This window comes from Streptomyces longisporoflavus (assembly GCF_014649775.1).
GTDB classification, from domain to species: domain Bacteria; phylum Actinomycetota; class Actinomycetes; order Streptomycetales; family Streptomycetaceae; genus Streptomyces; species Streptomyces longisporoflavus.
In genome coordinates, this window is record NZ_BMTR01000010.1 from 170,165 (window position 1) to 183,688 (window position 13,524).

At 69.4% G+C, this 13,524-nt stretch carries 15 protein-coding genes; 9 read left to right on the forward strand and 6 right to left on the reverse strand.

The window, feature by feature from the left end; translation table 11 throughout:
• The first annotated feature begins 51 nt into the window (after positions 1–51).
• The 5 genes from IE226_RS21590 (at position 52) to IE226_RS21610 (ending at position 3,859) form a co-directional block, all read left to right on the forward strand.
• Positions 52–432, forward strand: a complete 381-nt coding sequence (locus IE226_RS21590; RefSeq protein WP_190082949.1) for a phage holin family protein — start codon at positions 52–54, stop codon at positions 430–432.
• 9 nt (positions 433–441) lie between these two features.
• Complete coding sequence (locus tag IE226_RS21595) at positions 442–939, forward strand: low molecular weight protein-tyrosine-phosphatase (RefSeq protein WP_190082950.1); 498 nt, start codon at positions 442–444, stop codon at positions 937–939.
• The gene (locus tag IE226_RS21600) at positions 936–2,171 is read left to right on the forward strand and encodes a cystathionine gamma-lyase (RefSeq protein ID WP_190082951.1); all 1,236 of its coding nucleotides are present in this window, start codon (positions 936–938) and stop codon (positions 2,169–2,171) included. Before IE226_RS21595 ends, IE226_RS21600 begins: the two co-directional genes overlap by 4 nt.
• 240 nt (positions 2,172–2,411) lie before the next feature.
• Positions 2,412–3,317 carry a LysR family transcriptional regulator gene (locus tag IE226_RS21605; RefSeq protein ID WP_190083106.1) on the forward strand — a complete coding sequence of 302 codons (906 nt, stop codon included), beginning with the start codon at positions 2,412–2,414 and terminating at the stop codon, positions 3,315–3,317.
• Between the two features lie 59 nt (positions 3,318–3,376).
• The gene (locus tag IE226_RS21610) at positions 3,377–3,859 is read left to right on the forward strand and encodes an NUDIX domain-containing protein (protein WP_190082952.1); all 483 of its coding nucleotides are present in this window, start codon (positions 3,377–3,379) and stop codon (positions 3,857–3,859) included.
• Positions 3,860–3,904: 45 nt separating this feature from the next.
• On the opposite strand, the gene IE226_RS21615 is transcribed toward IE226_RS21610, so the two are convergent.
• Together IE226_RS21615 and IE226_RS21620 are read right to left on the reverse strand one after the other, a co-directional pair.
• Positions 3,905–5,458 (reverse strand): globin domain-containing protein, encoded by a 1,554-nt coding sequence (locus IE226_RS21615; RefSeq protein WP_229871401.1) that lies wholly within the window; start codon positions 5,456–5,458, stop codon positions 3,905–3,907.
• A 395-nt stretch (positions 5,459–5,853) separates the two neighbouring features.
• The gene (locus IE226_RS21620; RefSeq protein ID WP_190082954.1) at positions 5,854–6,486 is read right to left on the reverse strand and encodes an HAD family hydrolase; all 633 of its coding nucleotides are present in this window, start codon (positions 6,484–6,486) and stop codon (positions 5,854–5,856) included.
• Positions 6,487–6,562: 76 nt separating this feature from the next.
• Between IE226_RS21620 and IE226_RS21625 the strand changes: the two genes are divergently transcribed.
• Positions 6,563–7,129, forward strand: a complete 567-nt coding sequence (locus IE226_RS21625) for a DUF2269 domain-containing protein (protein ID WP_190082955.1) — start codon at positions 6,563–6,565, stop codon at positions 7,127–7,129.
• A 5-nt stretch (positions 7,130–7,134) separates the two neighbouring features.
• Positions 7,135–8,004, forward strand: coding sequence for a GNAT family N-acetyltransferase (locus tag IE226_RS21630; protein WP_190082956.1), 870 nt, complete (start codon positions 7,135–7,137; stop codon positions 8,002–8,004).
• 102 nt (positions 8,005–8,106) lie between these two features.
• Here IE226_RS21630 and IE226_RS21635 read toward each other — a convergent pair whose 3' ends face one another.
• Both IE226_RS21635 and IE226_RS21640 read right to left on the reverse strand, forming a co-directional pair.
• Entirely contained in the window at positions 8,107–8,532 is a 426-nt protein-coding gene (locus IE226_RS21635) for a GlcG/HbpS family heme-binding protein (protein ID WP_190082957.1), read from the reverse strand.
• Positions 8,533–8,595: 63 nt separating this feature from the next.
• Positions 8,596–9,804, reverse strand: a complete 1,209-nt coding sequence (locus tag IE226_RS21640; protein ID WP_190082958.1) for an MFS transporter — start codon at positions 9,802–9,804, stop codon at positions 8,596–8,598.
• A gap of 141 nt (positions 9,805–9,945) precedes the next feature.
• On the opposite strand from IE226_RS21640, the gene IE226_RS21645 reads away from it, so the two are divergent.
• Together IE226_RS21645 and IE226_RS21650 are read left to right on the forward strand one after the other, a co-directional pair.
• Positions 9,946–10,404: a MarR family winged helix-turn-helix transcriptional regulator gene (locus IE226_RS21645; RefSeq protein WP_190082959.1), complete on the forward strand. Its 459-nt coding sequence runs from the start codon at positions 9,946–9,948 to the stop codon at positions 10,402–10,404.
• A gap of 231 nt (positions 10,405–10,635) precedes the next feature.
• A complete protein-coding gene (locus IE226_RS21650) occupies positions 10,636–11,088 on the forward strand; it encodes a GNAT family N-acetyltransferase (protein WP_190082960.1) in 453 nt (150 codons plus the stop codon).
• Positions 11,089–11,193: 105 nt separating this feature from the next.
• Here IE226_RS21650 and IE226_RS21655 read toward each other — a convergent pair whose 3' ends face one another.
• Together IE226_RS21655 and IE226_RS21660 are read right to left on the reverse strand one after the other, a co-directional pair.
• A complete protein-coding gene (locus IE226_RS21655; RefSeq protein ID WP_190082961.1) occupies positions 11,194–12,576 on the reverse strand; it encodes a serine hydrolase domain-containing protein in 1,383 nt (460 codons plus the stop codon).
• 56 nt (positions 12,577–12,632) lie between these two features.
• A complete protein-coding gene (locus IE226_RS21660) occupies positions 12,633–13,508 on the reverse strand; it encodes an L-histidine N(alpha)-methyltransferase (RefSeq protein ID WP_190082962.1) in 876 nt (291 codons plus the stop codon).
• Between the last annotated feature and the right edge of the window lie 16 nt (positions 13,509–13,524).

Sequence of the window (13,524 nt, forward strand, 5' to 3'; positions counted from 1 at the left end):
CCCACCTAGCGGTCCGACCGCTGTGGTCGTCCGTCTGCAACGATCACACACATGAAGAATTTCGTAGTCAAGACGATCGCCAACGCGGCGGCCCTGGCCGTCGCCGTCTGGCTCCTCGACAAGATCACACTCACCGGCGACAGCACGGGCGGGAAGACGGTCACGCTGATCGTCGTCGCGCTGCTCTTCGGTCTGGTGAACTTCCTGGTCAAGCCCATCGTGAAGGTGCTCACCTTCCCGCTGTTCATTCTGACCCTCGGCCTGATCACGCTCGTGGTCAACGCCCTGATGCTGCTACTCACGTCATGGCTCGCCGACAAGTTCGACGTGAGTTTCCACGTCGAGGGGTTCTGGACCGCCGTACTCGGCGGCCTGATCATCTCGATCGTGTCCTGGGCGATGAACGTCGTCCTGCCCGACGACAAGGACTGATTCCTCCCCATGGCCTTCTCCGTGAGCTTCGTCTGCACCGGCAACATCTGCCGGTCCCCCATGGCCGAGTCCGTCTTCCGCGCACGGGTCGACGAGGCCGGACTCGACGGGCTCGTCCGGGTGGACAGCGCCGGCACCGACGGCTGGCACGAGGGGGACGGCGCCGATCCGCGCACCGTCTCCGTCCTGACGGCGGCCGGCTATGAGAGCGATCACGTGGCACGCCGTTTCGATGCCTCCTGGTTCTCGCGGCTCGATCTGGTGATCGCCCTGGACTCCGGCCATCTGCGGGCCTTGCGGCGCCTCGCTCCCACGGCTGCCGACGCGGACAAGGTGCGGCTGCTCCGCTCGTACGACCCCGCGGCCGCCGCCTCGGACGACCTGGACGTCCCCGACCCGTACTACAGCGACGACGAGGGGTTCGAGACGTGCCTGAGAATGGTGGAGGCGGCGAGCGAAGGACTGCTCGACGCGGTACGTGAAGCAAGCGAAAGGCGGGCGGCATGACGGACTCCGCAGCAATAGCCGCAGGTACCGGAGCAGAACCGGGCGCAGGCGCCGGCACGAACGCCGGCCTTGGCGACGGCACGAATGCGGTGCGGGCCGGCCTCCCCGAGCCGGTGAAGCACGAGCCGACCCTTCCGGGGCCGGTGTTCGCCGCGCACTTCCACCTGCCGGGCGATCCCACAGGTCCGTACACCTACGGGCGGGACGACAACCCGACCTGGACGCTTCTCGAACAGGCCATCGGTGAGCTCGAGGCGCCGGTCGGGTCGGCGGGTGCGGCGACCGGCGAGGGGAGTGGCGGGGAGGCCGGAGCAGGCGTCGAGACCCTGGTCTTCGCCTCAGGGATGGCCGCCATCTCGGCGGTGCTCTTCTCGCAGCTGCGCGCCGGTGACGCGGTGGTCCTGCCGGACGACGGCTATCAGGCGCTGCCCCTGGTCAAGGAGCAGCTCACCGCGTACGGCATCGAGGTGCGCACCGCCCCGACCGGCAACGACGCCCAGCTCGACGTCCTGGACGGCGCCAAGCTGCTGTGGATCGAGACGCCGTCGAACCCGGGTCTCGACGTGTGCGACGTGCGGCGCCTCGCCGACGCGGCCCACGCGCGTGGCGCACTGGTGGCGGTCGACAACACCCTGGCCACACCGCTCGGCCAGCGCCCCCTCGAACTCGGCGCGGACTTCTCCGTGGCCAGCGGCACCAAGATGCTCACCGGCCACGGCGACATCCTCCTTGGTTACGTCGCCTGCCGCGATGCGGAGCTGTCCGCTTCCGTACGAGGCTGGCGCAAGATCGTCGGGGCCATTCCGGGCCCGATGGAGGCCTGGCTGGCGCACCGCTCGCTCGCCACGCTCCAGCTTCGCGCCGAGCGGCAGAACGCCAACGCCCTGGCCGTGGCCGAGGCGCTGCGCGGCCGCGGTGAGGTGACCGGGCTCCGCTATCCCGGGCTTCCGGACGACCCCTCGCACAAGATCGCCTCGCAGCAGATGCGTCGTTTCGGGTGCGTGGTCTCCTTCACGCTGCCCTCGCGCGAACGTGCCGACCGCTTCCTCTACGCGCTGCGTCTGGTGGACGACGCGACGAGCTTCGGCGGCGTGCGTTCCACCGCCGAGCGGCGTGGCCGCTGGGGCGGGGACGCGGTGGCGGAGGGCTTCATCCGCCTCTCCGCCGGGTCCGAGGACCCCGCTGACCTGGTCGCGGACGTGCTGCGCGCGCTGGACGAGTCGGCGGGCTGACGGGCCTGGCCGCTGCCGGTCCGCACGGGGCGCGCACAGCGCGGCTAGTACCGGGCTACGCACAACGAACGGTCCGAGCCTCCCCCCTCGTGGCTCGGACCGTTCCGGTTCTGCGCGCGAAGAACCGCGCGAACAAGGCTAGTTGACTCTGTGTCAGTGTCCAATCACAGTAGCGGCAGAGACCTATCGACATATTTATAGTTGGGCACGGCCTTCGGGCCGGGAGTGGAGGGCACCGCCGTGGATCTGGCCCTGTTGCGCACGTTTGTGACCGTGCACCGGTCCGGCTCCTTCACCCGCGCGGCCGCCCTGCTCGGCCTGTCCCAACCTGCCGTCACCTCGCAGATACGCACCCTTGAGCGGCAGTTGGGCCGCCCCCTGTTCCTGCGCCAGGCGCGTGGCGTGACGCCCACGACCATCGGGGACGAACTCGCCCACAAGGCCGCTCCGCATCTCGACGCGCTGGTGGAGATCGCCGAGACGGGACTCGAAGAGGACTCGTCGGTACGCACCCTGCATCTCGCGGGTCCTCCGGAGTTCACCGCCGCCCGCGCGTTACCCGCACTCACCACGCTGACCGGGCAGGACGGACAGGGCCTCGCGCTGCGTGCCTCGTTCGGCAACGCGGAGGATGTCGTGGAAGGGCTCTCCGCCGGGCACCACGATCTGGGCATCACGACGGCCCGGCCGCGCGGCGCGCTGCTCACCGCGACCCCCCTCTGCGACGAGGAGCACGTCCTGGTCGCGGACCCGCACTGGGCCGCCCGCATCGGCCCAGGCAATCTGCGCCGCAAATGCGCCTCCGTGCTGGAGAACCTGCCGGTGGTGGAGGTGCACGAGTCGCTCCCGCTGGTCGCGCGTTACTGGGCCGCCGTCTTCGACACCCGTCCGGCCGCATCGGGCGCCGTCATTGTGCCGGACCTGCGGGCGGTGCTCGCCTGCGTCTCCAACGGGGCAGGGCTCGCCGTGCTGCCGCGCTATCTCTGTGCGTCCGCGCTCAAGAGTGGTGAGGTCGTGGCCCTGCTGGACCCGGCGGTGCCTCCGCTGCGCACGTATTTCCTTGCCGTACGCACCGGCACACTCGCGATGCCGCATATCGCGCGGGCGCACGAGTGGCTGTTGCGTGCTGCCGTCGACTGGGCTTGAGCGGGACTCCGGCTGATTCACGATGTTTCACGTGGAACAGTCCGGGCCACATTTCTCCCATGACCGTCCGACCCGTGGTCAAGCGCACCGCACGCGCCGTCCTGCTCGATGGAAACGACCTGATCCTGATCAAGCGGACCAAGCCCGGCGTCGATCCCTACTGGCTCACCCCTGGTGGCGGTGTGGAGCCTGAGGACGCGACCGTGGTCGACGCACTCCATCGTGAGGTGCACGAGGAACTCGGCGCCAAGATCTCCGACGTAGTGCCCTGCTTCGTGGACACCGTCGAGCACATCGGCGAAGACAGCAGCACGACCGGCGTCAAGGTGCAGCACTTCTTCGTCTGCCGCCTGGAATCCATGGATGTCTCGCAGCGGCACGGCCCCGAGATCGAGGAGCCCCTCGGCGAGTACGAGATCGTCCACGTGCCCTTCACCAGAGTCGGGATCGCCTCGGTCCATCTGGTGCCGCTGTCGCTGCGGCACTACCTGGACGGCAACATCGAGGGCGTACGCGCGATGCACGCCCCTGACCTTGGCTGATCCGCTTCTGAACCGTCCGGGGCTGTTCCAGCCCCGGGCTGCGTCTCAGTCGGCCGTCGCCATCAGTTCCTCCACGGAGTCGTGGCGGATGCGGCCTGCCGGAATGCCGACGTCCCGCAGGGCGTCCACGCCGCTGCGGATCATGCCGGGCGGGCCCGAGAGGTAGGCGTCGTACTCGTTCCAGGGGCCGTACTCGCGCACGGCCTCCGGGAACTGGGCGTGATCGTCGACGACCGGGCGGACCGAGAGCCACGGGTGGGTCTGCTGGAGTCGCAGCATCGTGTCGATGTCGTACAGGTCGTGGTCGGTGCGGGCGCCGTAGAACACCTCTACCGGCCGCCGTTCGCCGTGCTCGGCGACGTCCTCGACGAGCGCCTTGATGGGGGCGATGCCCGTCCCGCCGCCCAGACAGAGCAAGCCGCTGTCGGTGGTGTGATCGACGGTCATCGAGCCGGCGGGCGCGCCGAGACGCAGGACGTCGCCCGGACGCGCGTGGTGCACCAGAGCGTTGGAGACCCAGCCCGCCGGGACGGCCTTCACATGGAAAGAGAGCAGCCCGTCGGGGCGCGGCGCCGACGCGAACGAGTAGTGCCGCCAGATCCGCGGCCACCAAGGCGTCTCCAGGCTCGTGTACTGGCCTGCCAGGAAGGGGTACGGCTGGTCGGGGCGGACGGTGACGACAGCGATGTCAGGCGTTCTGAGGTCGTGGGAGACAACCTCGGCGAGCCACCAGGCAGGGGCGCGCAGTTCGTCCGCGGCAGCCGCGTCGATCATGATCTGCGAGATGCGGGTGTACGTCCGCACCCAGGCGGCCTCGGTCTCCTCGTCCCAGACCGCGCTCGCGTACCGGCTGAGCGAGCCGATCAGGCATTCGCCGACAGCCGGGTAGTGCTCGGCCCGGGTGCCGTACTTGCGGTGACCGCGGCCGAGGTTCTTCAGGTAGTCGGCGAGTACGTCGGAGTCGTCGATGAGTTCGGCCGCGGTCAGCAGCGCCTTGAGCAGCCTGTCTCGCTGGGTGTCCATGGCGGCGGGGAACAGGGGCCGCAGGTCGGGGTGCCGGGTGAAGAGCAGCGCGTAGAAGTACGAGGTCACCTTGTCGGCGACGGGCTCTATCTCGGCCATCGTGCGCTGGACGCGGATCGCGTCGGGCGAACCCTTGGGGGAGAGCTCCGCCGCGGGGCGGGACAGGGCCGGGGGGCCGGACTGCACAGGGCCCGGTGCGGATGCCGGGGCCGGCACGGGCGCCGGGTTGGTTGCGGGCGCAGAGTCAGATGCGGGCGCCGGGTCAGATGACTGTCGGGCGGTCGGTATTCGTTCCTCGGCCGCGTGCTCGGGTCCGGCCGCGGGGCGGTGCTCGGGGGTGGGTACGGGGCCGTTCTCCGGGGCGGGCGCGGCGGGTCCCGACCTGCCCAGTGGACGTATGGCCGACACTCGGCGTCCTTCTGACGTCTCGGGCGGTTCGGCCTCACCGCTCTCGGGCCGTGTCTGCTCGCCGCCCTCCGCCGGCTTCGGCGCCTTGCGTGGGGTGAACCAGCCGCCACCACCGCCGCTGTCGCCGGAAGTGCCGTTGCCCGCCGACGTGGTGGTCGGAGCGTCCATGCTGTGCCTCGCCTCGAACATCTCTCAGTCGGTCCATGCACTTCCCTGAAGGAAGCCGCTTACTTTCCCCGCTCCGCCCCGTCAGCCAATGTGGCCACATTGAACCTCGAATTACCGGACCCTACGGACAAGTAGGTGGCAAATGTGACATTGCCCGCAGTCACCTCATCGCAGCGTCTCATCCCTCACCGTCACGCCGGTCGCATAACGGAAAGTTCAGGTCTTCGATCTTTTCGCCCCGTTAGGCTGCGTTGACCTCCACCCGTGCCCCGTAGGGTGCGCCGAGACGCGCACCCGGCCCGAACCGGACTCGACCATACCGGCAGCCGTGCGGCACACAAGTCCTGTCGCGCCGCACGGGGAATACAGCGGCCATCGCCCGCCTCATGCCCCAACTACCCAACACCACGCACCAATTCATACGCCTTACGCAGATCCCGACCGACATAAGAGTGGGTAGCGAGCCCGACCAGCCGCTGATCCGCATTGACGGCGACCGAAACAGGTACGGTTCCGAACAGATCCAGGTCCGAGAGCGAGTCGCCATAAGCGACGCAATCGGACCGCCCGACACCGAACTCTTCACAGAGCCGTTCCGTGATCTCCACCTTGGCCGCGGCATTGAGAATGCCCGTCGGATTCACGGGCTCGGTGAACGGTACGGCGGGGAACCGCGACCCGTGCGCGGCATGCGCACCCCAGCCGAGCAGCCGCTCCACGAAGAACGACGGCGACAGTGAGATCACCGCGCAGTAGTCCCCACCCTCCCTGATCTCGGCCCAGGTCTCCCGGATCCCCATCAGCCACGGCGCCCCCTCGAAGGCGGCTGTGACCTGCGAGTCCGTGAGGTCCGCCCAGAGCGCGTGCACGCGGACGGCGTACTGCGGCGAGTCGATCCGCTGCGCGACGAAGTCCCGTTCCAGCTCGGCGATCTCCGCTTCCAGGCCGAGCTGGCGCGAGATTTCGACGGGGGCCGCTGTGCCGTGCAGCAGCGTTCCGTCCAGGTCGAACAGGTGAAGGCGTGCCATGTACGCCGAGGCTAGTACCCGCGGTTACTCCCGCTGTCAGACGCCCCCGACCACCGCTCCCGGCACCGTGTTTCACGTGAAACTAAGCCGCCCCGCTCGCCGGGCCACCCTCGTCGTCCATGTCACTGCCGCCGCAGGCTGGCTCGGGCTTACGCTCGGGCTGCTCGCGCTCGCCTTCGCGGCCATCACCACGGGTTCCGCCGCGACCACCGAAGCCGCCGTCCGCTCCATGAAGCTCTTCGCGGACTGGCTGGTGATCCCGATCGCCCTGTCCACGCTGCTGAGCGGCCTCGTCCTGTCTCTCGGAACTCCTTGGGGCCTCGCCAGGCATCGCTGGGTCTACGCGAAGTTCTGGCTGACCTTGGCCACCACCGCCGCGTCGGCCTTCGCGCTGCGTCCAGGCCTCAACGACACCATGGCAGCCGTGTCCGCGGGCTCCCCCGTGACGGACCCGAGCGGCCTGATCGCCGGACCCGTGGTCTCCCTGAGCGCCTACCTCTTCATGACGGTCATCTCGGTGCTCAAGCCGTGGGGTCTCACCCGTCGTGGTCAGAAGCAACGTGACCAAATGAAGCGTGACCAAAAGAAGCGTGCCTCTACCCACAAACCGGTGGACGCCAAGGTCATGCGTCAGACAGCCTGAGCAGAGTGTCGACACCTACCCTCTCCACGCTGCCCATCCGCCGACTGTCCCTCCGTGATCTCACCGCCTGCGCCGACCTTTCGGAGGACCGCGGCTGGCCACGCGAGGACCATAAATGGGGGCTGCTGCTCTCGGCCGGTACGGGCTACGGCATCGACGACCCCGAGGCCGGCGGCCTCATCGCCGCGTGCGTGGTGACCCAGTACGGACCGCAGGAGCGCCCCGGCCTCGGAGCCATCGGCATGGTCCTTGTCGCCGAGCGGTACGCCCGCAAGGGCCTGGGCCGTCGCCTGATGCGGTACGTCGTCGAAGGCGCGGGCACCACCCCGCTCGCCCTCCATGCGACGCCGAACGGCCGCCCCCTGTACGAGCAACTCGGCTTCAAGACCACCGGCCGCGCCGAAATGGTCCGCGGCAGGTTCACTCCCGGAGGCCCGTTGCCCGATGGCGCCACCCGTCCGGCGACCGCGGAGGACCTGTCCGCGATCGTGCGTCTCGACACCGAGGTCTTCGGTCTCGACCGCACGCACGTACTCACCCGGCTTCCTGCCTTCGTCGACCAGCTGAGAGTCGCGGAGGCGGACGGCACGATCACCGGCTACGCAGGCGCCTGGCCGAACATGGAGACCCATGTCATCGGTCCCCTGATCGCCCCGGACACCGAGACGGCGAAGGCCTTGATCGCCTCGCTTGCCGCAGGCTCCGACCGACCGCTGCGCACCGACATCGACGTACGCCATGAAGAGCTGCTCGCCTGGGTGAAGGAGCGCGGCCTGGAGCCGATCGCCTTCAACGACGTGATGACGTATGGCATCCCCGGACTGCCCGGTGACTGGACCCGTCGTTTCGCGCCGCTGACGGTCGCGGCCGGCTGACCGCGGGCAGAAGCCCGCTGCCGCACAGAGGCCCGCCCCCAAGCGCCGGAGGTATACCGGTGCGTGCGGGCGGGCCTTCGTCATGTTTCGCGCGGTGAAGTACTACGCGAGAGCCTCCACTGCCGCGACGGCGAAGCCGTGGTCCTGCTCGGGCGCTCCACCGCCGACGCCGATGGCGCCGATCAGACGTCCGTCACGGTGGACCGGGACGCCGCCCGCGATGAAGAGCAACGGGCGGTCGAGAGCGGTGGGCAGAGTGTGGAAGGGGCCGTCGGGCTTGACCAGGTCGACGAGGTCGGCGGTCGGTGCGTTGAGCTGGAGAGCTGTGTACGCCTTGCGGGTGCTGGTCTCACCGGAGATCAGCACGGCCCGGTCATCACGCCGGAAGGCGAGCAGGTGGCCGCCCGCGTCGAGGACGGTGACGCTGACCGTGACGTCGGCCGCCTCGGCCGCACGGTGGGCCGCGGTGACGAGCGCCTCGGCGTCCTGGATGGTCAGCGGGGCAACGGCGGGGGTGGTGGTGCTCATGGTGGTGCTCCTTGTGCGGTGGTGCCTCGTCCGGCGGTGTCTGGCCGGACGTTCGGGAGGGGGTCAGTGGTGGACGGGCAGTGCCTGCTCGACGGGGGTCGCGCCCGTGACGACCAGGCTGGGAGCGGACGAGCGGCGCTCCAGGACGGCCGAGAGGACGGCCAGGACGAGCGCGGAGCCCGCGAGGACAGCGCCCACCCAGTTCGGGGCGGTGTAGCCGAGCCCCGCGGAGATCACGAGGCCGCCGAGCCAGGCCGAGAGCGCGTTGCCGAGGTTGAAGGCGCCGATGTTCATGGCCGAGGCGAGCGTGGGCGCGCCGGAGGCCTGGTCGAGCACCCGCTTCTGCAGCGGCGGCACGGTGGCGAAGCCCAGGGCGCCGATCAGCGTGATGGTCACGGCTGCCGCGATCTTGTTGTGGGCGGTCAGGGTGAAGAGGGCGAGCACGACGGCCAGTGCGCCCAGCGAGATGTAGAGCAGCGGCATCAGGGCGCGGTCAGCGAACTTTCCGCCGATCAGGTTGCCGGCGACCATGCCGAGGCCGAAGAGGACGAGCAGCCAGGTCACGGAGGAGTCCGCGTAACCGGCGACGTCCGTCATCATCGGCGCGAGGTAGGTGACGGCGGCGAAGACACCGCCGAAGCCCAGGATGGTCATCGCCATGGCGAGCAGGACCTGCACGTTACGGAACGCGGCCAGCTCATGGCGCAGCCGTACGCCCTCCGGCTTGGGAAGGTCCGGTACGAGCTTCGCGATACCGGCCAGGCCGATGACGCCGAGTCCGGCGACGATCGCGAAGGTGGTGCGCCAGCCGAGGGTCTGCCCGACAAGCGTGCCGAGCGGCACGCCGACCACATTGGCCACGGTCAGGCCCGTGAACATCATGGCGATGGCTCCCGCCTTCTTCTCCGGCGCCACCAGTTCGGCCGCGACGACCGAGCCGATGCCGAAGAAGGCGCCGTGGGCGAGCGAGGCGACGACCCGACCCGCCAGCATGACGCCGAAGACCGGGGCCACGGCGGAGAGCAGGTTGCCCGCGATGAACAGGCCCATGAGCAGCATCAGCATGTGCTTGCGGGAGATGCGGGTGCCGAGAACCGTCATCAGGGGAGCGCCGAGTACGACGCCGAGTGCGTAGCCGGTCACCAGGAGACCGGCTGTGGGGATGGAGACGCCGAAGTCACCTGCGACCTCAGGGAGCAGTCCCATGATCACGAACTCTGTGGTCCCGATTCCGAAGGCCCCGATCGCGAGGGCCAATAGCGCGAGAGGCATGGTTCTACCTTCCAAGACGATTGCAGGTGCGCTTAGCTTGCGTCCACAATAGTTGCATACGCGGGTTACTTGCAACCGCCGGATATTGCACAGGTGGACTACCCTGGTCGTCAGTAGCTCCGGGACGGAGGAACAAGAGCCATGACAGCGACGGACCCCGCACTGACCGCCCTTGCGCAGGGCTGGTGCGCGCTCTCCCTGCTCCACGGGAAGATCGAGACCCACATCGAGCGCGCCCTGCAGGCCAAGCACGACCTGAGCGTGCGCGAGTACTCCCTGCTCGATGTGCTCAGCCGTCAGCACGACGGCGAGGGTGGCCATCTGCAGATGAAGCAGGTCGCCGACGCCGTCGTGCTCAGCCAGAGCGCCACCACGCGCCTGGTCACCCGGCTCGAGGACCGCGGGCTGCTCTCCCGCTACCTGTGCCCCACCGACCGCCGCGGCATCTACACGGACGTCAGCGAGTCGGGCGCCGCGCTCCTGGCCGAAGCACGTCCCACCAACGACGCCGCACTGCGCGAGGCGCTGGACGAAGCAGCACTGAACCCGGAGCTCACGCCGCTGGTCAGGGCAGTGGAAGCGGTGCGCGTACCGGCGTAGGACGCCCGTGGAAGCGGTGCGCGTACCCGCGTAGGACGCCCGTGGAAGCGGGGTGCGTACCCGCGCAGCGCGTCTCCAGCAGCGGTGCGCGTCTCCAGCAGCGGTGCGCGTCTCCAGCAGCGGTGCGCGTAACTGCGTAGGGCGTTCTCCAGCAGCGGAGCGAAACCGCGCTGGGCGTCCCGTGGGCGCAGTGTTCCGCCCGGGAAGCCGGCGGCTGCATAGGCTGCCCTCATGGGAGATCTTGAGATACGCCCGGCCATCGCCGACGACATCCCCGCCATCGTGGAAATGCTCGCCGACGACCCCCTGGGCAGCACGCGCGAGTCGCCGGACGACCTCACCCCGTACCTCGCCGCGTACGAGCGCCTTGCCGGAGACCCGAACCAGCACGTGGTCGTCGCCGTGCGCGAGGGACGCGTCGTCGGAACGCTTCAGCTCACGATCGTTCCGGGCCTGTCCCGGAAGGGGGCGACGCGGTCGATCATCGAAGGCGTACGCGTCCACGCCGACGAACGCGGCAGCGGCCTCGGTACCCGTTTCATCGAATGGGCCGTTGATGAGTCCCGGCGCCAGAACTGCCAATTGGTGCAGCTGACCTCCGACGCATCCCGCACCGATGCCCACCGTTTCTACGAGCGGCTCGGTTTCACGGCATCGCATGTGGGCTTCAAGCTGCAGCTCTGAAGCTGCCCTTGCCGTGGCATACACACCGGTGGGGCGTCGTGTTTCACGTGAAACACGACGCCCCACCGGTGTGTTCTCAACAGCTCTGGACGTCCTCCGCTGTTCTCAGCGGGAAAGCCCTCGCCACCCCTCCGGGTCAACGCCGCCCGGCACGGGAGCCTCCGCGTCGTACGGCTCCCGCGTGAAGAAGAACGAGCCCAGGTCGAGGTGGCTCACCGACTTGTCGGGGCGACGCACCACTCGCAGCTGCTCCCCGGCGAAGTAGCCGTCGCGCCCGGTCCAGGTGCCGTCCCCGTTCGGCCGGAACCACGACCCGCGGCCCCAGCCCGTGAGGGGCGCAAGCTCGAGCGCCCCGTCGGCCTTCGGTCGCACCACGTAAGTGCTCGTCCCCCAGTACCAGGGCCCGGCAAGCTCCAGGAGCGCCGCGTCCAGCTCGGGCAGGGGCCGCCATGCCGCGGGGATGCGCGGCTCGGCCTCGGCGACGGTCTTCAGGAGGTCGAAGGCCAGCGCCGTCACGGCGGGTCCGGACGTGCAGTTGGTCAGCGTGACCGCCACCAGGCCGTCCTCCTCGCTCGCCCACAGGCCGGCCATGAAGCCGGGCAATGAGCCCCCGTGCCCGACGAGGGTGCGTCCGTCCCCGCGGATCAGCTGCGTGCCCAGGCCGTACGTCACGTTCCAGTCCCCCGGCAGCGGGGGCGACGCAGGAACCCGCATCTCCCGTACAGAGTCCGCGGACAGAATTCGCTTGTCGCCCTCCAGGAGGAAGGCGCCGAAGCGCGCCAGATCCGCCGTCGTGGACCACAGCTGCCCGGCCGGTGCCATGAGGCCCAGGTCCTCGGCCGGCTCGGGCATCATCACGTCCGCCCACGGATGGACGGCCCAGCCTCCCGCGTGCGGCGCCTGTGGCTGCGCGCTCGTACGGTCCAAGCCCAGCGGCTCCAGGATCTCGCGGCGCAACACGGCTTCCCACGAGTCGCCCCGAAGCGCCTCGATCAGCGAACCGAGCAACGTGTAGCCGGGGTTGGAATAGTGGAAACGCCGACCGGTGGCGTGCTTGAAGGGGTGTTCGCCGAGTACGTCCCCGAGCTCGGGGCGCTGCGCACCCGGCGTGCGCTCCCACCACTCGCCGGGCGTCTCGGCCGCCAACCCGCTGGTGTGCGCGAGAAGTTCCGCGATGGTGACGTCCCCCGCGGCCGTTCCCGGAAGGTGCTTCTCCAAGGGGTCGGAGAGGTCGAGGGCGCCCTCGTCGCGCAGCCGCATCACCAGCACGGCGGTGAAGGTCTTGGTGATCGAGCCGATGCGGTACTGCACGTTCTCGTCCGGTGCGTGCCCCTCGACGCAGGTGCGCCCCGCTGTCCACACCAGCTCGCCGTCCCTGAGCACCGAGGCGACGAGCGAAGGCGCTCGTCCCTCCGCCTGCGCGGTGGCGACGCGGTGCAGCAGGGATCGGCGGGTGGCGGGCAGCAGTTCTTCACGGGGAGATGTCATGGCCCCTAGTCCACCCGCGCGGAAGCCGGGAGTCGAGCGAATTCCTCCTGGCGTCCCTACGCGGAACGCGTACCCGTGGCCTTGAAGAACGTGTAGTGGAAGGTCCCGTCGTCGTCCGCGGTCCTGCGCAGATCGGCGATCCCGCGGTCCCAGTCGGCCTCGGTCATCAGGCCTGCGGCCAGCGCGTCGTTCCTGACGGATTCGATCATGGCGATGAACGTGCTGCGGGTGAAGCCGTCGACCAGCTCGGGCCGGGTCCTGTCCGCGTAGGCGGTGCACGGCCGCACGCTGACGTCTTCGTATCCGGCCTGTGCGAGGAGCGGCTGCAACTGACGCCCGAGCAGGGAGTTTCCACCGCCGTCGGCCTGTAGCCTGACCAGGCAGTCGATCGCCGCACGGGCGTAGGCACTGTCGGGGTGGAAGAAGGCCGAACCGTGGTCCCCCTCGATGACGGTGATGGTGCCGCCGGGCCGCAGCAGCCGCCGCAGTGCGGCGAGCGCCTGCTGAGCCGCCGCAAGATGCTCCAGGACGAAGCACACGAAGATGTGGTCGAACTCGGCATCAGGGAAGGGGAGAGCGAAGAGGTCGGCACGGCACCACCGCACGTGTGCGTCGGGCGCGTGTGCCGTGACGCGGGCGCGGGCTTTCGCCAGTGAGTCCGCCGACCGGTCCACGGCCACGAAGTGCGCATCGGGACTGGAGTCGACCAGGTGGGCGGTCTGGGCGCCGACCCCGCAACCGACCTCCAGGACCCGGCTTCCCGCGGGATACGCCGTGCCGCCGTGGAGCAGCGCGGCGAGTGTGTCTGCCTGGTCCTCCAGCCTGCTTGCTTCACGGCGCGAGTATCCGTGTACGTAGTCAACTGCCGTCCGAGCGATGGGTTCTCGCGCCGGAATGGTGGTGTCGGCGGGTGGGACTGCTGCTGTCTGCATGACTTCACCCTGCTGT